The organism is Vibrio amylolyticus (assembly GCF_023145695.1).
Classification (GTDB): domain Bacteria; phylum Pseudomonadota; class Gammaproteobacteria; order Enterobacterales; family Vibrionaceae; genus Vibrio; species Vibrio amylolyticus.
Window position 1 is genome coordinate 122,653 of sequence record NZ_JAJHVV010000008.1, and the last position, 20,047, is coordinate 142,699.

Consider the following 20,047-nt stretch of genomic DNA (forward strand, 5'->3'; position numbering starts at 1 on the left):
AACTCTAATGAGCGAAATTCTTTACCCGCTGACCTCTGAGGTGACACTTGTCACCTCATTTCAAGATGCCGACCCTATGGGCGTTATCTATCACGGCAACTATTTTCGCTTCTTTGAAGAGGCACGCCGAATATTGATGGAGAAGATCCAATACGGGTATCTTGCGATGAATGACTCAGGTTACATGTGGCCAATCATCGATACTCGAGTCAAATATGTAAAGGCAATTCCTTTTAATCACGAAATCCGTGTCACCGCTCATCTAACTGAGTGGGAAAATCGCCTGCGAGTGGATTACGTGATTTACGATGGAAAAACGGATCAGAGAATGTGTAAGGCACACACCACACAAGTGGCAGTCGAGAAGGTAACGGAAGAGATGTGCTTTGTTTCACCAACGGTATTTACTGATAAAGTCCAACAGTGGCATCTACATGGGAAGCTTTAGCATGACAAGAATTAAGACTATGGCTAAGATGATGATCTTATCAATGTCTCTATTTGTTACGTCTGTATTCGTTACATCTGTATTCGCCACGTCAGCCGTTGCGGCACCATCATCGTTGGTTAGGGTGAATGACCTTGATGATTTGCAACAGCAGTTATCGCAGCATCCTATTGTGCGAGGAGACTTCACTCAATTACGCCACCTTGAAATGTTTAAACAGCCTCTTTCTTCAACAGGCGAGTTTACGCTATCGAAACGTGATGGATTATTGTGGCAACAGCACCAACCTTTTCCCGTTAATTTAGTTCTCACGGAAAATCAGTTAAGACAGACATTTTCAGATCAACCTCCACAAGTGATCACCGCAAAAGAGAATCCAATGGCTTTCTATTTCAGTCATATTTTTCTCTCAGTCTTTCATGGTGATACTGAAGCGTTAAAAGCGCAGTTTGAACTTGATTTTTCTAGCTCTGATTCACAATGGACATTGCATCTCACCCCCACTCAAGCACCACTTAATGCCGTATTTGAACAGATTGTCTTGCAAGGCACGCAAGATATCGATGCCCTTACGCTAATTGAGGTACGAGGGGATAAAACTGAGATTCTATTTACTAATCAAAATCACCAGCCTGAATATTTGACCGATGTAGAGCAAGCGCAATTTGAATTCTAATGCTAGCCATGATGAGAAAAACAAGCGGCCTCATCAACAAACCAAGCTACCTCGTCAACAGAAAAGTGTCGCTCTCATTTGGAGTGCTATCGTTGTACTTTGTCTCGGGCTTCTATTTAAGCAATGGGTGATTAACTCCGACTCTCCTATAGAAACCGACATTCTTAAACTGCTCCCAACCAATAAACAAGATCCTGTCGCTGCCCAAGCATTTGATAAGATCACCAATAACATGAGTGATCAGGTTGTATTTGTGCTCTCAACTTGCACAAGTGACACAAAAGAGAAATCTAATCTGTTCATGGCCGCAGAACAATTTTCAACGACCTTAAACCAAAGTGGCTACTTTAAAGCGGTTCGATCGAAGGTCGATCCTGCCACCCAGCAAGCGTGGGCGAGTTACTACTATGAGCAGCGTTTTAATCTGCTCACCAAACATCAGCAGGGTTTACTCTCTGACTCACCAAACACGCAAGTAAAAACCGTCGTTCAAGCTGTCTATAATCCCTTTTCAGGCGTCACTGGCCAAGAGCTCACCAATGATCCTTTTTTACTCTTTAGAGAGTATCTTCAAAAGCTGTCAGCCTCGTCTTCCAACTTCTCGCTAGATAATGACTATCTGGTTACACAACACGATAATAAGCACTATTTACTCATCACCGCGGAACTCGCCAGTTCGCCTTACAGTATTCAAGCACAGCAAAGTGTTCCTGAAATCCAACAGTGGCAGCAGAGCCTTAGCCAGACCTACAATATCGATGTAAACCAGACTGGTGTACTGTTTTATGCTGACTTTGGTACGCGCAGCGCTAAGTCTGAAATTAGTACGATTGGGCTATTTTCCCTACTAGGCATCATTGCCCTTATCTTTACTGTTTTTCGTAGCTCAGCCCCACTAATGCTTGCGCTGCTCTCTATCTCGATTGGTCTGTTAGTCGCACTAGCAGCGACAACGCTGATCTTTGGGCGAGTTCATCTCTTTAGTTTGGTCTTTGGAGCAAGCCTTATTGGTGTTTCCATTGATTACGCTTTTCACTATTTAACCGATAGGCTTGCCGCAGGAAAACGCTGGGATAGCATCAAAGGGTTAAAGCATATTTTCGCTGCGATTACTCTGGGGCTAATCACCAGCTTAATCGGTTACCTTGGGCTTTTAGTTGCCCCTTTCCCAGGGCTACAGCAGCTTGCGCTATTCTCCGCAATTGGATTGGCTTCAGCCTATGCTACCGTTGTCGCTTGGTATCCTATACTGGCGAAATCACCGAGCGCTGATCGCAAACTGCCAGGTCAACTATTTTGGCGATGGTGGCTCACACTTTGGCAAAACTTGTGGGTCAAGTTTGGGGTTCCAGCCATTATCATTGTCATCAGCTTATTGGCGATGACCAAGATTCAATACAATGATGATATTCACCAGCTTCAAGCCATGCCTGAACAGCTAAAAAGCCAAGAGAAGATCATTGCTAATGTCACTGGAATGCAATCATCCCAGCAAATGTTAGTTGTGAGTGCAGATAGTGATGAGCAACTCCTTCGCTCATTAGAAAAGCTAGATGACAAACTGATTCAGTGGCAAGAGAGCTCTGTTATTAACGGCTATCAAAGCTTGCATCAATACACTCAATCTGAATATCGCCAACGCAATAACTTCACTCTTATTCAATCGCTGTATCAGACTCAAGCGCAAGATCTAGCCGATGCATTACAGCTATCAAATGTGCCTACGCTTGATGTAACGTTCACCTCTAACACGCTAGCAAACTACCTTGAAAGTTCGGTCTCCGAGCCAACTCGATTCCTATATCTCGGTCAGTTTGAAAATAAGGTTTCTGCGGTAGTACTGTTAAAAGAAGTGAGTGACACGCTAGCGATTGAGCAATTTGTAAATAACCAATCAAACATCCGCTACCTAAATAAAGCACAAGAGATATCGACGCTTTTTGCTCAATATCGAGTCAAGATCATGGAGTTGCTCGGCATCGCTGTTTTGATCATCGCTTCAGTTTTAAGTGTTCGTTATGGCCCAAAGAAAACTGTCATGATCTTGCTGCCATCACTGATCGCTTGTCTAGCCGGTTTGGCTGTCACGGTATTGATTGGCTCAACATTAAATCTGTTTAATCTACTGGCGCTGATATTGATTATCGGTATTGGTATCGACTACACACTCTTTTTTGCTGAGCAAGCTCGCAGCCAAAGTACCCTATTAGCGATCACTCTGTCTGCAATGACCACGCTGCTCTCTTTTGGCTTACTTTCATTAAGTGATACCCATGCTATTCATAGTTTCGGTATTACCGTGTTAAGTGGTATTTTCATTGCTTGGCTTTTGGCTCCACTCGCCATCTCAAATCATTCACGCTACGCCAATGAAAAGGATTCTTTATAAGTGAATAAACTTATTAATCGTGTTACGACATCAACACTTAAATTAACGGCACAAAAAACCCAACGTTTGGCTTGCCTTATCTTTGCATTGCTTTCGCTGGGCTGTACCACAATGGTCTCAACACCGTCATCAACACAAGTGGAAATCAGCCCTTCCGTTTTTGTTTCATTGCCAACACCTAGCGAACTAGGTTACAGCGTCACTGCTAGTCAGCTAATTTCAGCGACCTGGCCATCAGACTCCAACTCGAATCAAAGTCAGCAGCTCCCTGTTCATTTAGAGGTGAGTGAGGAACATATAGCTTTGGCTGGGTTTTCATCTTGGGGAACACGTATTCTCTCTCTGGATTATCAACACGATCATATCGAAACCAACGTACTCAATGGGCTAGAAAACACCCTTCCCGCACCAGAGCAGATACTATTTAACCTAATGATCACCCTGTGGCCTATCAGCGCTTGGGAAGGACCATTAAATCAGGTAGAGTGGAAAATAGCTGATACGGAATATCAACGTACTGTTTACGATACATCTGGTAACAGCGTTATCATCATCGATTATGAGAATTCCGACCCGTTAACAGGATTGATAGAGTTCGAACATCTGCAGCTCGGTTATTCTATTTCTATCCAAACACTCAATGCCGAACTTCATAAGCAATAAAACTAACGACAAATTAAGATAGCAAGATGTTAACTTCTAATTCTAAAGTTCAGGCTTCACAGCCAATCTATATTGAAGACTGCGGCTTTATTAGTGCCATGGGACAAACAGCGGATGAGATCCACCGCAGTTTAGCCGATCCAAATAGCTCAAACATGCAACTAGACACCACAACGCTCAATACAAACACCCATACCGTTGTTGGCCGCATTGAATCCCCACTGGCCGTTGTTCCCGACTCCTTGAACGAATTCCAATCTCGTAATAATCAATTGGCGCTAAGCGCTCTTTTACAGATCGAGCCCACTATAAAATCCGCTATTACGCAATATGGTTCAGAGCGTATTGCCGTTATCGTTGGTACCAGTACCTCTGGCATTGCTGAAGGTGAAGACGCTTTTGAGTCTAATTTGAAGAATGGCGAATTCCCTAGCGACTACCAATACTCAAAACAAGAGTTGGGTAACACCAGTGAGTTCATTGCCAACTACTTTGGTGTCAGCGGCCCCTGCTACGCAATTTCTACGGCTTGCTCATCAAGCGGCCGCGTATTTATTACCGCTAAACGGTTGCTAAATGCTGGCTTAGTGGATGCGGTTATTGTGGGTGGTGCAGATACGATTTGCCGCCTAACATTAAATGGCTTTAATGGTTTAGAAGCGCTTTCTAATACGTTATGTCGACCATTTAGTGCTAATCGCAGTGGGATTAATATTGGTGAATCAGGCGCCTTTATGTTGCTAACGAACAAACCTCTGCTTGATAACTCAGCTTTGAAAAAGGTCGCCTTATTAGGCGTCGGGGACAGCTCGGATGCGCACCACATATCTGCGCCACACCCTGAAGGTAAAGGCGCTATCGAAGCGATGAGAAAAGCGTTGCAAGATGCGGCATTAGAGCCCAATGATATCGGCTATATCAATGCTCATGGAACGGCGACTCCGCTCAATGACAGCATGGAAAGTAAGGCGATATTCAGCTTATTTGGTCACGATGTACCCGTCAGTTCGACCAAACCGATGACGGGCCATACACTTGGTTCAGCCAGTGCCACAGAAGCGGCGATTGCTTGGCATATCCTGTCTCACGACTTGCCTCTTCCCAAGCAAAACTGCATAGATAAAGGTGATGACATAGACATTCAACTTGTCGAAGAGAATACTACCCTTAACAAGAAGGCCATATTGAGCAATTCTTTTGCTTTTGGTGGCAACAACATTAGTCTAATTTTTGGTTATGCCGATGAGTAACATCCCCCCAATTGAACAACTGCTCCCTCACGATAAACCGATGATTTTGATCGATCGAGCACTTACTGTTGAAACTGAATCTATTCACTGCCAAGTGGATATTGGTGAGCACAACATCTTCTTTGATAAAGAGACGCAAACTCTGCCTGCGTATTTGGGCATTGAGTTTATGGCTCAGTCTGTTGCTGCATGGTCAGGCTACCATGCAGGGTTACGCAACGAAGCGCCACCTATTGGGTTTCTACTCGGCAGCAGACGTTATGTGGCAAACTGCGATACCTTTTCGCGAGGACAAACATTAGATATTTATGCGGAGCAGCTCATGGAAGACAACGGCATGGCAGTATTTTCCGCCCATATTGAGCATAATGGTCAACAAGTCGCCAAGTGCCAACTCAATGTTTACGTACCAAGCGAACAAAAATTACAAGAAATGAAAAGTAGGAATCAAGCATGATCCGACAGGTATTAGTCACCGGTGCAAGTAAAGGTATCGGCAAAGCCATTGCAATTCAGCTGGCGAAAGATGGATTTACCATAGCTGTTCACTACATGGGTGATAAGCAAGGTGCACAAGCAACGCTCACTGCTATTGAAGAAAATGGCGGACAAGGTCGACTCATTCAATTTGATATTAGTAACCGAGAAGAGTGTAGAAATAGACTTGAAGCCGACATCACAGAGCATGGTGCCTATTACGGTATTGTGAATAATGCCGGTATTACTCGTGACACGGCATTTCCAGCGATGACAGAAGAAGAGTGGGATGGCGTTATCCACACCAACCTCGATAGCTTCTACAATGTACTTCACCCTTGTGTTATGCCAATGGTTCAAAAACGTAAAGGTGGCCGAATCATCACTCTTGCGTCGGTTTCTGGCTTAATGGGTAACCGTGGTCAAACCAATTACAGCGCCGCAAAAGCTGGGGTGATTGGTGCAACGAAATCACTAGCACTTGAGCTGGCAAAACGAAAAATCACCGTTAACTGTGTGGCACCTGGGCTGATTGATACTGGCATGGTAGACGAGCACGTTAAAGAGCATGCATTGCCACAAGTTCCTCTACGTCGTATGGGAGAACCAGAAGAAGTGGCAGGGCTTGTTAGTTACTTGATGTCTGATATCGCCGCTTATGTAACGCGCCAAGTTATTTCGGTAAATGGAGGCTTAATATGAGTCAAAGGGTTGTTGTCACTGGCATGTCTGGTATTACCGCATTTGGTAATGATTGGCAAACCATTGAACCTAAATTACGTGCTTGTGAAAACGCGACACAATACATGGCCTCTTATGAGCAGTACGATGGTTTAAACACCAAACTGGCTGCGCCAATCGACCATTTCGAACTACCAAAGCACTACAAGCGTAAACAAGTGCGCGGCATGGGGCGTGTATCAAAACTTGCTACTGTTGCTACCGAACAGGCCTTAGAGCAAGCGGGCCTGATCGGCCACTCAGTGCTCACCGATGGTCAAACGGGTATTGCTTACGGATCATCTACCGGCAGTACTGATGCTATTGGTGCTTTTGGTGTCATGCTTAACGAGAAAACAACCAAAGCCATCACAGCCACCACCTATGTTCAAATGATGCCTCACACCAGTGCCGTTAATGTGGGTCTTTTCTTTGGCTTAAGAGGTCGAGTCATTCCAACCAGTAGTGCCTGTACATCAGGTAGCCAAGCGATTGGTTACGCCTATGAAGCGATAAAACATGGCTACCAAACGGTCATGGTTGCAGGCGGAGGTGAAGAACTCTGCCCTACTGAATCAGCGGTATTTGATACGCTTTTCGCAACCAGCTTAAAAAATGATGCTCCAAAAACAACGCCGCGCCCATACGATACAGACAGAGATGGTCTAGTGATTGGTGAAGGTGCGGGCACACTTGTTTTAGAAGAGTACGAACACGCCAAAGCTCGCGGCGCTACCATCTATGCTGAGATCATTGGCTTTGCAAGCAACTGCGATGCTGCGCACGTCACTCAGCCTCAAATGGAAACCATGCAACAATGTATGGAGATGGCGCTTAAAGATGCCAACCTAGCACCTGAGAAAATAGGCTATGTTTCGGCCCACGGTACCGCTACTGATCGCGGCGATATTGCTGAGAGTAATGCAACGGCAAACGCATTAGGTAACGTACCAATCAGTTCACTAAAAAGCTATTTTGGACACACGCTTGGAGCGTGTGGGGCAATTGAAGCATGGCTAAGTCTTGAGATGATGCACACTGGTTGGTTTAGCCCAACACTCAACTTAGACAATCTTGATAGCGAGTGTGGCAACCTCGATTACATTACCGGTAAAGGGAGAGAGCTAAAAACGGATTACATCATGAGTAATAACTTTGCCTTTGGTGGAATCAATACCTCCTTGATCTTCAAAAGACACCGTTAATCGCTTCCCTAACTTATGTAAAAAGCACCTTATTCAGGTGCTTTTTAAGTTTTAGAGTAAAAAGCACTTGTAAGATGCCCTATTCTTTTCTTAAATTATTTTTTACAAACCTACGATGTAGACAACGCCTTCATCGGTTTTCTTAGCCAAGTGGTCATAAGCAAAGTAAATAACATCCCACTCACTAGCCCACCTAAGTGAGCCGCATGGTCAATATTTGGCAAGAATAGAACGGCCGCACCTGATACTAACACCATCATAACCAAGCCTATCAAATCAGATCGGCTTCCCTTATCAACGTATCCTGTTAATAGCAGTGCAACCAAGGCTCCTATCAATCCAAAGTTGACACCTGATATACCAACGCTCAACGTATTTTCATACCAACTAATACTCGCAAAAGAAGACCCTAAAGCACAAATGATAAAGAGCATAATAAAGTTACTCGAACCTATATGTGATTCAACACTTCTACCAGCAAAACCTAAAACAATAATATTCATTGCAATATGAGAAAGGCCTGCATGTACAAAAACAGCACTAAACACACGCCAATATTCACCCTGAAGAATAAGATCACGACGAACCCCGCCTATTGACATGAGCTCTTGAGTATTACCATTCATCATGTCGACGCCAGTCGCAACACCTATGCTGAAGACGATAAGACAAACAAGAATTGATATAGTTGTAACTGGGCAGCCAGCTCTAAAGGTTACCACTCTGAATACTTGAGAAGTCGCATCACTGTCATCTAGCTGCTTTGAACGGTATAAAGATAGGTTTGTTGAGTTAATCGAAACGGAACATGAAATAATGACAACTACAACCATGGCAATAATTGAAGAAAGTGAAGTATAGTAGATCATGTCATCATTAGACTGAGCTAGACTCTCTTTTCTTGGGTAAAGAACAAACAGATCTTCACCTTTTCTCATCGGCTGGCTTTGCTCAATCGCCATACGAAATCCATCTAGTAGATCAGACTTCTTTAACAGTTCCAAATGCTGATGATCGTAGTAGTTTACTTGATTAAACTTCTCTTCAGAGTCTTGCAGAAAATGACGATATTCTTGTTCTTTCTCATCTGGTTCTAATCGGTTACTGATCTGCTTGTAATAACGGATCCCGTACCAAATGTTTTCATCTAAATCGATAGGCACCGCAATGGATAGGTACATATTGAAATCTTCATTATGCTTCCCTCTTACTCTAAAACTCACATCGTAGGCCGCCAAATCAGGGTCGATAGGGTATTCCTTGATATCAAAAAACTTTTCATGCTTTAAGCTTGGAATCGCTTCGTGAGTATTTAGCTTAATCAAGTCGTAGGAGATAGACGAAATTAGAGACTGCGAAATCACCAATGGAATGGCAACCGCTACTGCCATTATCATTTTAAGAAAACTTGAAGAACGATCATTTTTGAACTCAAGCGCCCGAAACCGCTTTCGAGTCACCAAAAACACGGAGATAACAGACAATATAATGGGTAGAAAGAAATCCAATATACTTTCATCAACCACCACTAACTCTAGCTTTATATCCACCAACCAACGTAGAGCGGTATAACCAAAGTTCAAGCTAATAAAAACACACAAGAAAGGGAGAAAAACGAGTCGGAACTTATCCATAAGTAAACAGCTCAATATTCAATGAATCAAAGTAACGTGCAGCTTAAACAAGCGAGGCTAAACCTTCTATTGAAGTCGTTCACCTTGCGACAGGATTAACACTTGGGAGTTCAATAGCCACCCTAAAAGCACCTAAATTATCGGCTTTACCCCTAAGCTCAGCTATACCCATTTAAGCCATTATTTTGTGAAGAATGACAAAAACGAGACAAACAAATTTGGCATGATGTGTATTCAATAAAGACAAAGGAATCGCATGATAAATAAAAAATCACTCATTGGAGAATGGCGTCTCATTGATGCACAAATGACAGTTTCAGGTAAGACAGAAAATACCTTTGATGCAAACCGAGAAATGGTGAAGTTATTTACCGGAACCCACTTCTCTTTCTACTCGAAAACAGCCAATAGAACAGCGTACAGCGCAGCGGTTACCGACCAAGAACGCTTACAAGGCAGTAAAACATTAGATGCGGGAGGTGGTCGTTACGATTTACTCGGCGACATTTATACTGAACATGTGACTTATTGCACGTATCCCAACTATGAAGGCAAATCAATATCTTTCAAACTGTCTTTATCAGGAAATACCTTAACTCAGGAAGGCGACTACCCACTCAAAGAGCTAGGTTTTTCAGAGCATGATGGGTATGTAAAAGAGGTGTATCAGCGTATCGAATGATTTCAAACTCGCCCATGCGACTCGCTATTGCATAAGCACAGATGCCTATACTTTTATGGAAATAACGATGAATAATACAGTGATCTGTATCGACGTAGATAACCAAGAACATAGAAAAGTGTTTGGTTCTCTATTTCGGGAATACGCCCCAGAGCTCTCTGAACAACACATAGCAACTACGTTAGAACACGTATTTACCCTGCCGTACTTTCATGGTTTCATTAGCTTTTCCGATGACAAACCTGCTGGTATCGTCGTGTGCTTTGAGTCCTTCTCAACGCATCGGGCAAAGAAAGTAATGAATATCCACGACTTTATGATATCAAGCAGCCACAGAGGTAAGGGGCTAGGAAAGCTTCAACTAAAGGGCATTGAGCAGTATTGTCGAGAGAAAGACTATGTAAAAATCACGTTGGAAGTCGAAAGCAGCAACCTTGCAGCCAAAAGCCTGTATAGCTCTTGTGAATTCAAGGATTATAAAGCTGCACATAAAAATCAGCTACATTGGCAAAAGTCCCTCAGTTAGGATGAACAATGATCGTAAGGAAAGCAGCAAAGCAAGATGCCAGTAAATTAAGGCTCTCTGGGCCCACATAAGGAACCATCAGATATGGACGTTCAAGAAGTAACCGCCGCCGATTTAGACTCAGTGGTTCAACTGGTATCCGAGGTTTCAAAAACAGATGTACTCCCACTGTTTAATGCGCAAGGAAAGCTTGAGTATGAACAGCGCGTTTTACTGGATTTATCCAGTACACTTTCTGATAATTTCTTATCAATTAAGGCGGTATCTGGAGGGGAATTGGTAGGGTTTGCGGCTTTACGTGATGGCCACTATTTAACTCACCTATTTGTTTCAAACAAATCGCAAGGCTCTGGTTTAGGAAGAGAACTGCTGAATCATTTACTAAGCCAAACTAACGCGAATGAAATTAGCTTACGTTCATCGGTCAATGCGGTTGGGTTTTACAATCACAACGGTTTTATTGCTACAGGGGAAGAGGCTGAGTTTAATGGTATTCGCTTCGTTCCCATGTCTTTAATACGTAAGTAACGAGACTTTGGAATCACACAAGGAAAGTAAATGAACTTAAATCAAGTTACGCTCGCGGTTCACGATATCGATTTAGCGATAGAGTTTTATACAAAGTTAGGTCTCATCCAAATTGTTGCTGATGACCATTATGCTCGTTTTTCTCTCCCCGATGGTAACGCCTCATTCTCAGTATATCTAGATCCGGCAAAAGAAAACCTGGATTGTCGGGGCGTTATTTATTTTGAACATCAAGAGCTTGATAAGCTCGTCGCTGATTTAAAAGAACTGGGTGTCCAATTTGACCAAGAGCCAACGATGCAGCCCTACCTGTGGAAAGAGGCAAGCTTAAGTGACCCCTCTGGCAACAAGATAAAGTTGTATTGGGCTGGTGAAAATCGCCTTAACCCACCTTGGAAGATGGAAGAAAGTACCTAACATATGTGCAAATGCTATTAGTGCCTCAATGCACTAATAGCATTTTTAGTTTGATTGAGTTGAAGCTACAAACGTGACTTATTTGTACTCATGGTATTTTTGCGCGAGGTATGGGTCCCACATCGCAGCCGTTGCGCTCATGACTAAATCAGCCCCCATATCAAGCCTGCGGTGCAGGTCTTCCGCGTTCATCATTCCTCCCACAGAGCAAATAACAAAATCGTCTTTCCACTTCGTGCGAAGGTCAATCAAGTTTTGTGTCACTTCTTCAGCGAGATCACCAATCGCAAAGCCGCAAGTACCGCTTGAAAGGCGTCCTTCACCAGGCAAAGCCGCTTCACCATTTGGTGTTACTACTTGACGTGGAATGGTGTTGATAGCCGCAAAGCCATCCACATACGGTCGGTTTGCTTCAATGACTTTTTCCAGTTGTTCAGCAGGCATCCAACCAAGCTTGATCAGCAAAGGCGTATCGCCGATAGATTCACGGATCTTTTTCGAAACCAACGCTGAATTTTCAGGATCTGAGAAAAGTGCACCCTCTTTACTTCCACCTAGATTAGGGCAAGAGTAATTCACCTCAATCACTTTAGAGCCCGCTTCTTTGGCCATTGCTGACACATAGCCGTAATCTTCAATCAAATCACGCTCTGCCAAACCTGGGGTACCATTTACCGAAACAATCATAAGTTGGTTCTTAGCCATCTTACGGTTGCCTTCTTCAATATCCTTCATCCACACGGAAGGGGCTAGCGAAGGAACACCAAACGAGTTAGTGATCGTAATACGCTCATCTTGAGAAGGACGTAAGCCTGGCTGAATCACGGTGTTGATATCAGTATTATTAAACTGCTTATCACTGTCTAAAAAGACACAGTTTGGCGCAGGATGACAGTTACGCTCAACACTTCTTACCGTTTTGTAGACAGGAATATCAAAGCCTAGTTGTGCATAAACATCACACCAATGACTGTTCAATAGTGGCCCTGCTGGTACGCCTAGACGAGAGTTAACTTCAAAATCAAACACCTTGTGAGTCTGAGTTACGGCTGGGCGAACCGGCATCTTGGCATCAAAGAAGGGACCATTTTGATAGTTATCTTCATAGGTCTTGAGAATGTCGTAGAGTTCGAACTGAGTTGCTGTAGTCATAACGAGCCTTTTACTAAGAGTGCCAAATATAATTGGCTCGGATTCTAACGGTTGTGGATATGGTTGAATATAGGTTCCACGACACTGATCACAGTATCGCTGAGTGAGATCAATTAGTTGGCTAAAAATGTTGAGAAATGGCTCCGTTGTAACAGCTACATTTATCGTTTGGCTAAGTCTCGGGCCAAAATCAACGCTAAGCCGAATACTTGTAGAAAGAGTCCAATATTTTTATACCAAGCTATATTTTCATTCAACCCTCGCATCTCTTCTAATATCTCAAGATTTTCTAGGTAGTGATCATCAATTTGATCTCGTGCTTGTTGCTGGGCTTGGTTAATCAACACCATCAATGAAGATAGATTCTCCAAAGTAAAATCGGGAACGTCACCGGAAACCCAATTACTTAACTGGCCTCTTAGTGCATCTTGCAATGCTCTAGAGGCGTCTTCACTGCCGACAAGCTGAATATGAGTCAGTAGTAACTCTCTCTTTCTCTCAAGCGTTTCTACTGTTTTCCAGGCGAGTTGAATTGAGTATAAGTTTTGTTCTTTATTTCTCTCTAACTCATCTATGTCACGGCCTAGCCTGTCAAGCACGACACTCGACATGAGAATCGCCAGGATATTAAGAATCAAACCTATAAGCACAAGTACCCAAGGGGGTGGGAAATGTAATCTCATCCAATGCCACTGTGTATCAAACCATCAATAAAATAAGTTTAATACGCAGATGGCATCATGCGACAAAATGTTCGTAATGGGGCAGGAAAATTCAAGCAATAGATATCGTAAACAGACCGAGTTAAGCCAGTGATAAACGCATAAGTTCGTCTGGCGAATACTGTTCCGCGTCCTTCCCTTGCGCAATAAGGTCAATCACATGAAGGTTGCTCATATCATCAAACTCTGTTTTCAAATAATCCCGAAAGGCTTGTTCATTGGGCCATTTACCTCGCACAATGTAGCCCTCTTCTCTATCAAAATCTTCAGTTTCAAAAAATGAAAAGTCCGTCATTCCAATGTTGTGACAATACAAAACGAGGTACACTTTTTGTCCGTTCATATCCTATTCTTATCCATCTCTAGTCTTTCTCGATAAGCTCAGCAACAGAGGAGATATTAATCGCGTCATGGCGCCAATGTTCAATATCGCAATCAATTAACTCACCCTCTGAGCTGTAATTAATTCGTTCAACAATCATTGCTGGTGTGCCTGATGTGGCTCTAAGCGCTTGAGCGACATCACCAATCAGTGAACTACTGCAAATGCGATAGCGAATTTTTTGATAAGTCACCCCATAGTGCTCTCGATAGATGCCCGTTAGTGACTGCGATAAGTCGTGCTCTAAAAGATTTGGAAACTGCTCTGGGCGAACATAATTGGTCACATACACCACTGGGCGCTCTTCCAAGTATCGAACTCGGTCCACTTGAAAGACATTTGCAAACGGTTCTAATCCAAGTAGGCTAGATGCTTGCTTATTGGCGAGCATCCCTTTCGCCGCAATAAGCTCGGTTCTAGGTACTCTATTTTGCGCCAATGCCATATTGGTAAAATTCAGCGTTTGAGTCGGATCATACTGCAATGGCATTGGGGATATAAACCAGCCACGACGATCTTCTCGGTAAATTTTGCCTTCCGCTTCGAGCAGAGACAATGCTTCACGCAGTGTTACCCGTGTGGTGTCAAATGACTCGGCTAACTTTCGTTCTGCAGGCAGCTTTTGGCGAGGCGCCAGCATGCCAGAGGCAATCTGCTCTACAATGGAATCTTTAATTTTAACATACTGCACTTTCTACCCTTGCCTCTTTAGTCCTTCAACAACCATGTCCTGAACGCACGAAACTCAAACAGGGATCAGCGTTTGCGCCACGCTTGCGTTCAATTTTTAGTAACTTACTGATTACGAAATGCAATCGCTTTGCTATTGCCTCAGAAATCATAATCATAACAGCCATTGCCGCTGCCGCACCAGTTTGTCCTGCATCATCCATAGTCAAAACGGTGGCTGACGCTAGAATGGTGTCGGTAGATTAGAGAGACATCACCGCTGATGTCGTCGTTAACGCGTTCACAAATAGATAGGTTGTAAGATCAAGTACCGCAAGTAATCAGACTGGAAGACTCATCTCAAGAATAAGAATTATTTGCAATTAATGAACACTATAAACCAAACACATTGATTCCTAACAAGGTATTAGATTTGTTTATCGATATTATTGTAAGTATAGTAATTTTGATATGGATAATCGGACCTGATGGCTCTTACAAAGCAAGGGCTGTTAATGGAGGTAGGCTTCAATGTTAGGAGGTAACTCAACACTAGTCTGTAGAGTATTGGAGTGTCTATCAAACGCCGTCGAACGCTCTATGAGGCCGTTTCTGGTTGCTCTAGTACCTGATCTACCTCGTTGGATTGTGTCTCTCATTTTCACCACTTTTCCCATTTTTTCTCCCGTGTCGTTTGCCGAACATCCCCCCAAACTCGATACCGTTGAGCTACAACTTAGATGGCATCACCAATTTCAATTTGCAGGATATTACGCGGCTGTTGAACAAGGCTTTTATGCCGAAGAAGGCCTCAATGTAATACTTCACAGTGGCGACCCTGACCACCAGCCCGTTTCACAAGTTCTTTCCGGAGAAGCCCAATATGCAGAGGGAAATAGTGAAGTGCTCTATCACCGATTACAGGGCGAACCACTTGTTGCACTAGCCGCTATATTTCAGCACTCGCCCTCTATTCTCCTTACACTAGCAGACTCTAATATAAGTTCGGTACACGATCTCATCGGCAAGAAAGTTATGCTGGCAAACCAGAATCAGGACGCGGACTTTTTGACCATGCTACTCAATGAGAAAGTCTCACTGTCTCAGGTTGATATTATTCCAAGTAGCTACCAACTCGATGATCTTATTTCCGGCAAGACCGACGCTTTCAATTCATACTCTACCAACGAGCCATTTTACTTAGACAAACAAGGTATCACCTACAACATCATCGACCCGATTAATTATCGAGTCGATTTTTACAGTGACATACTCTTCACGACTGAGGACGAACTTCGCAAAAATCCACGGCGCGTTCAAGCCATGCTAAGAGCAACTCTAAAAGGGTGGCGTTACGCCATGAACCATACGGAAGAGGTGATTGATCTTCTTATCAATGAATACCAAGTTCCAAAGTCCCGAGAGCACCTACGCTTTGAAGCTAGCGCAATGCGAAAACTCATTATCCCCGACCTCATCCCCGTCGGCAATATGAACCCAGAGCGTTGGCAGCACATGGCAGACACATTTGTAAGGTCTGGACTGGTTGAAAATGATCGGCATCTCGACGGATTTGTTTACGATCCTAGCCCATATCATATCCCTAAATGGATGTTTCTCGCCTTAGCTTCCGCATTCTTAGTTGTCACTATCAGTAGTGCGGTCATTGTCCATCTACATCGCTTAAACCTTCGATTAGCTGAAACGAAAAATACATTACTTCACAGTGAAGAGCGCTTTAAAGCCTTAAGCGCAGCCACTTATGGCGGACTCATTATTCATCAACGAGGTCGTATATTAGAGTGTAATAATGGTTTATCAGAAATAACGGGGTTTGATTATTCAGAGCTCATTGGTATGAATGGTTTGGATCTCATCGCTACCGAAGATTTAGACACTGTACTCGCTAAAATAGATGCAGACGAGAGTGAAACCTATGAGGTACATGGAATACGCAAAGATGGCTCAAAATACCCAATATCCATGACGGGTAAAGAGATTATCTATAAAGGTGCGAAGGCAAGAGTCGTCGAGCTTATCGATATCTCTGAACGTAAAAGAACAGAAGAGCAACTTAAGCTCGCCGCCAGTGTGTTTACCCATGCTAAGGAAGGCATAATCATCGTTGATTCAAAGGGAATCGTTGTTGACGTAAATGAGACCTTTAGCGCGATCACTGGTTACTCCCATTCAGAGATCATTGGCCGCGACGCTCGATCCCTTAAATCAGATTACCACGATGACGCGTTTTATTACTCTATGCGACTATCACTAACCAAGAGTCGGCACTGGTCAGGAGAGATATGGAACAGACGCAAAAATGGCGAAGTTTATGCGGAGCTAATGACCATTAGTGTTGTCGCAGACGCGAACGGCATAACACAAAATTATGTGGCGCTTTTTTCAGATATCACTTCGATTAAGCAACAACAGAAACAGCTTGAACACATAGCCCATTACGATGTTCTTACCAATCTGCCAAATCGAATATTACTCGCACAACGACTAAAAAGTGCCATGAAGCAATCTGACAACGACGGAACGTCCCTAGCCGTTGCCTACCTTGATCTCGATGGGTTTAAAGCAGTTAACGACACTCATGGCCATGATATTGGTGATGAATTACTTGTTGTGGTTTCAAAACGTATGAATGAAACACTGAGAGATGGCGATACGCTAGCCAGAATTGGCGGTGATGAATTTGTCATTGTATTGATTGGTATCGAAAACATTGAAGAATTTGAACAGATTGTAAATAGGCTTCTACTGGCAGCTAAAAGCCCTATCGCTATCAATAAGAAGACACTGCAAGTATCGGCAAGTATCGGGGTAACCTTTTACCCTCAAGATCAATCCAACGCTGATCAATTAATGCGTCACGCAGATCAGGCGATGTATAGTGCAAAACAACTCGGAAAGAACCGTTATCACCTTTTCGATATCTACGAAAACCAGTCTATAAAATACCAATATCAGACCATTGAGCGTATTACACAGGCGTTAGAAAAAGGCGAATTTACCCTTCACTACCAACCAAAAGTCAACATGGAAACTGGTGCGGTGATCGGAGCTGAAGCCTTAATTCGTTGGCAACACCCACAACGCGGGTTGCTTTTCCCAGACGCATTTTTACCGATCATAGATAACCACCCCATCAGTCTAAAAATGGCTGATTGGGTGATCGATAACGTGCTCACCCAAATGGAAAAATGGCGATTCGAAGATATCATTCTTCCTGTTAGTGTCAATATTGATGCTTTTCAGCTGCAGCAAAAAGACTTTGTTTCAAAAATATCTGACGCACTGAAAAGGCACCCAAAAGTTTGCCCTAAATCCTTACAACTTGAAATTCTTGAAACCAGTGCACTTAGCGACATTACCGAAGTACTCTCTATAATGAAAGCGTGCATGGACTTGGGGATCAGCTTCGCTCTTGATGATTTCGGAACGGGTTTCTCCTCCTTAACCTATCTAAAACAATTACCCGCCAAAGTACTAAAAATCGATCAAACGTTTGTGCGAGATATGCTTGATGACGCCGATGATCGAGCTATTGTGATGGGAGTCATCAGCTTAGCAACAGCGTTTAATCGCCAAGTCACTGCAGAGGGAGTAGAGACCATCGAACATGGGACTCAACTACTTAAGATGGGTTGTGTTCTAGCTCAAGGTCATGGCATTTCACCACCATTGCCTGCTGACGAAATCTCTGGATGGATAGAGCACTGGGCACCTGATGAGGCCTGGGTGAACTAACGTTAACGCTACAACTCTACTCACAAGTCGATAACACTGTTACACTATCGCAAATTATCACCCTATCAAGAAGAGAAGTTATGAAGTTTATTCGTTGGTTTTTAGGGAAAGTTATCTTAACTTTGAATTTCATTTTTACCCCTAGGGGCATTAAACGTGACCCTGCAACTCAGCAAGAGATCGATCAAAAGGCAAGTTCATTGGCACTATACCAATTTGAAGCTTGTCCATTTTGTGTCAAAGTTCGCCGTGCAATGAAACGCCAGTCTGTGAAATTTGACCTTCGTGACGCGAAGAATGACCCAACGCACAGAGAAGAACTTCGTACAAACGGTGGAGCAGTTAAAGTGCCTTGCCTACGCATCGAAAAAGATGGCGAAACGACGTGGATGTATGAATCTTCAGATATCGTAAACTATCTAGAGCAAGAGTTTGCTTAGTTATTAAAATACCAATAATAAGCCGCTATTCATAAAATGTGAACAGCGGCTGTTTAACAAAAGCCCTCTGAAGCAATACATCTTCAGTGTGATTCTTATTTTACTCACTTATCCACGACACTCTGTAACCTAAGAGCTTCTTCGATTCTCTGCTTCTTTTCTAACCTTTCAAACACAATCAATAGCCCTACCGCAATCACTACGCCAGTAAAACTAAAATATAACGCACTGTAGTAATCAAAAATCTCTCCAACGACGCCAATAGCCAAGCTCGATACGAGAACACTGATGCTCATCATGTTCGAAAATAAGGTCGAGGCGGTGCCCAATTGATCTTTCATCATATCCTGAAGTGCAACCATGCCGAGGGTGGCACATATTCCGATAAAGAACCCATTTAATAGCTGAGCCGCCAACATTGCGCCAAAAGTCGTGCTCGACAGCATAACCAAATAGAACACTGCACCGGAAACAACTGATAGGATCATGATCCGCACTGTCCCCACTTTCTCCGCCATTTTGCCTGCTGTGAGCATAACGGGGATCTCACACGCCGCTGCCATACCAAACAACAATCCAAGCCAGCTCACATCGACTTTTAATTCTTGAGAAAGATAAAGCGGTATACTGGTTATGTACAACGTATTGGCAGAGAAAACACAGACCATTGCAACACAATAGAGAACAACAAGCCCCCCTACCGATTTCTTATTGCTCACCGCCTCAATTTTTTCTTCTTTGCTCACCACTTCATCTGGAATGTACTTAGCGATAACCAGAAGCCCGATGAAAACGGTTAACGCTGATAACGCAAACGAAGCGCTGTAACCAAACTGGGCTTTAAGCATAAACGCCATGGGCGGGCCAAATACCCATGCGATTGCTAGCCCTGCCCTCATCGTAGATAAAAAACTGGTGCTATTAGCCACGTACTTATCGCCATATTCACGACCGAGTGCAAATAGTTGGCCAAATGCAGCCCCACTAATACTGCCAAAAACGACAGCAATAGTGACTGCCGTCCAGTAATCTCTTATCACTGTAAAGCTGAGCACCATGATGAAATTACCCGAAAGTGCGGCGACAAGAATGGTTTTTCTGCTCCAGTGAGTATCTGAACGCTTAGCGATAAATTGAGAAACAATCACGGAACTGCCCACTGACAATATCATATACAAGCTCAGCATCATCGGACTAGCATTCAGCTCTTCAACAAGAAACAGGCTTGAAAGTGGATAAAAAAACGAACCGCATAATCCAATGGTAAATGCCGCGAAAATGAACAAGTATTTTTTGTTGTCTCGAACCATT

General features: G+C 43.4%; 20 protein-coding genes and 1 pseudogene. 14 read left to right on the forward strand and 7 right to left on the reverse strand.

Annotated features, from left to right (window positions below; all coding sequences use genetic code 11):
• Positions 1-7: 7 nt before the first annotated feature.
• The 8 genes from KP803_RS13900 to KP803_RS13935 all read left to right on the forward strand — a co-directional run bounded on the left by KP803_RS13900 (position 8) and on the right by KP803_RS13935 (position 7,828).
• Positions 8-448: an acyl-CoA thioesterase gene (locus KP803_RS13900; RefSeq protein ID WP_248009448.1), complete on the forward strand. Its 441-nt coding sequence runs from the start codon at positions 8-10 to the stop codon at positions 446-448.
• A gap of 43 nt (positions 449-491) precedes the next feature.
• A complete protein-coding gene (locus tag KP803_RS13905) occupies positions 492-1,124 on the forward strand; it encodes an outer membrane lipoprotein carrier protein LolA (RefSeq protein ID WP_248009590.1) in 633 nt (210 codons plus the stop codon).
• Positions 1,125-1,200: 76 nt separating this feature from the next.
• Entirely contained in the window at positions 1,201-3,513 is a 2,313-nt protein-coding gene (locus tag KP803_RS13910) for an MMPL family transporter (protein WP_248009591.1), read from the forward strand.
• A 111-nt stretch (positions 3,514-3,624) separates the two neighbouring features.
• Entirely contained in the window at positions 3,625-4,176 is a 552-nt protein-coding gene (locus tag KP803_RS13915) for a DUF3261 domain-containing protein (protein ID WP_248009592.1), read from the forward strand.
• 26 nt (positions 4,177-4,202) lie between these two features.
• Complete coding sequence (locus KP803_RS13920; RefSeq protein WP_248009449.1) at positions 4,203-5,426, forward strand: beta-ketoacyl-[acyl-carrier-protein] synthase family protein; 1,224 nt, start codon at positions 4,203-4,205, stop codon at positions 5,424-5,426.
• Entirely contained in the window at positions 5,419-5,883 is a 465-nt protein-coding gene (locus KP803_RS13925) for a hotdog family protein (RefSeq protein ID WP_248009450.1), read from the forward strand. The genes KP803_RS13920 and KP803_RS13925 overlap by 8 nt, the downstream gene beginning before the upstream one ends.
• Positions 5,880-6,605, forward strand: a complete 726-nt coding sequence (locus tag KP803_RS13930) for a 3-ketoacyl-ACP reductase FabG2 (RefSeq protein ID WP_248009451.1) — start codon at positions 5,880-5,882, stop codon at positions 6,603-6,605. Before KP803_RS13925 ends, KP803_RS13930 begins: the two co-directional genes overlap by 4 nt.
• Positions 6,602-7,828 (forward strand): beta-ketoacyl-ACP synthase, encoded by a 1,227-nt coding sequence (locus tag KP803_RS13935; protein WP_248009452.1) that lies wholly within the window; start codon positions 6,602-6,604, stop codon positions 7,826-7,828. Before KP803_RS13930 ends, KP803_RS13935 begins: the two co-directional genes overlap by 4 nt.
• Before the next feature lie 110 nt (positions 7,829-7,938).
• Here the strand turns inward: KP803_RS13935 and KP803_RS13940 are convergent, their stop codons facing one another.
• On the reverse strand, positions 7,939-9,462 hold the full coding sequence (locus KP803_RS13940; protein ID WP_248009453.1) for a rhomboid family intramembrane serine protease: 1,524 nt from the start codon (positions 9,460-9,462) through the stop codon (positions 7,939-7,941).
• Between the two features lie 256 nt (positions 9,463-9,718).
• Between KP803_RS13940 and KP803_RS13945 the strand changes: the two genes are divergently transcribed.
• From KP803_RS13945 to KP803_RS13960, 4 genes are all read left to right on the forward strand, one after another.
• The gene (locus tag KP803_RS13945) at positions 9,719-10,144 is read left to right on the forward strand and encodes a lipocalin-like domain-containing protein (protein WP_248009454.1); all 426 of its coding nucleotides are present in this window, start codon (positions 9,719-9,721) and stop codon (positions 10,142-10,144) included.
• Between the two features lie 67 nt (positions 10,145-10,211).
• Positions 10,212-10,670 (forward strand): GNAT family N-acetyltransferase, encoded by a 459-nt coding sequence (locus tag KP803_RS13950; RefSeq protein WP_248009455.1) that lies wholly within the window; start codon positions 10,212-10,214, stop codon positions 10,668-10,670.
• 84 nt (positions 10,671-10,754) lie between these two features.
• Entirely contained in the window at positions 10,755-11,198 is a 444-nt protein-coding gene (locus KP803_RS13955) for a GNAT family N-acetyltransferase (protein WP_248009456.1), read from the forward strand.
• A gap of 30 nt (positions 11,199-11,228) precedes the next feature.
• Complete coding sequence (locus tag KP803_RS13960) at positions 11,229-11,615, forward strand: VOC family protein (protein WP_248009457.1); 387 nt, start codon at positions 11,229-11,231, stop codon at positions 11,613-11,615.
• A gap of 78 nt (positions 11,616-11,693) precedes the next feature.
• On the opposite strand, the gene KP803_RS13965 is transcribed toward KP803_RS13960, so the two are convergent.
• The 5 genes and pseudogenes from KP803_RS13965 to KP803_RS13985 all read right to left on the reverse strand — a co-directional run.
• Entirely contained in the window at positions 11,694-12,767 is a 1,074-nt protein-coding gene (locus KP803_RS13965; protein ID WP_248009458.1) for a beta/alpha barrel domain-containing protein, read from the reverse strand.
• A gap of 161 nt (positions 12,768-12,928) precedes the next feature.
• Positions 12,929-13,450, reverse strand: coding sequence for a DNA mismatch repair protein (locus KP803_RS13970; protein WP_248009459.1), 522 nt, complete (start codon positions 13,448-13,450; stop codon positions 12,929-12,931).
• A gap of 121 nt (positions 13,451-13,571) precedes the next feature.
• Positions 13,572-13,817 carry a hypothetical protein gene (locus tag KP803_RS13975; RefSeq protein WP_248009593.1) on the reverse strand — a complete coding sequence of 82 codons (246 nt, stop codon included), beginning with the start codon at positions 13,815-13,817 and terminating at the stop codon, positions 13,572-13,574.
• 34 nt (positions 13,818-13,851) lie between these two features.
• Positions 13,852-14,562: a phosphonate utilization transcriptional regulator PhnR gene (gene phnR / locus KP803_RS13980; RefSeq protein ID WP_248009460.1), complete on the reverse strand. Its 711-nt coding sequence runs from the start codon at positions 14,560-14,562 to the stop codon at positions 13,852-13,854.
• A gap of 65 nt (positions 14,563-14,627) precedes the next feature.
• Positions 14,628-14,881 (reverse strand): annotated as a pseudogene (locus tag KP803_RS13985) (putative 2-aminoethylphosphonate ABC transporter permease subunit); the annotation flags it as partial.
• 190 nt (positions 14,882-15,071) lie between these two features.
• Here KP803_RS13985 and KP803_RS13990 point away from each other — a divergent pair.
• The gene (locus KP803_RS13990; protein ID WP_248009461.1) at positions 15,072-18,296 is read left to right on the forward strand and encodes an EAL domain-containing protein; all 3,225 of its coding nucleotides are present in this window, start codon (positions 15,072-15,074) and stop codon (positions 18,294-18,296) included.
• A gap of 80 nt (positions 18,297-18,376) precedes the next feature.
• A complete protein-coding gene (locus KP803_RS13995) occupies positions 18,377-18,736 on the forward strand; it encodes a glutaredoxin family protein (RefSeq protein ID WP_248009462.1) in 360 nt (119 codons plus the stop codon).
• 104 nt (positions 18,737-18,840) lie between these two features.
• Here the strand turns inward: KP803_RS13995 and KP803_RS14000 are convergent, their stop codons facing one another.
• Entirely contained in the window at positions 18,841-20,046 is a 1,206-nt protein-coding gene (locus KP803_RS14000) for a sugar efflux transporter (RefSeq protein WP_248009463.1), read from the reverse strand.
• Position 20,047: the final 1 nt, after the last annotated feature.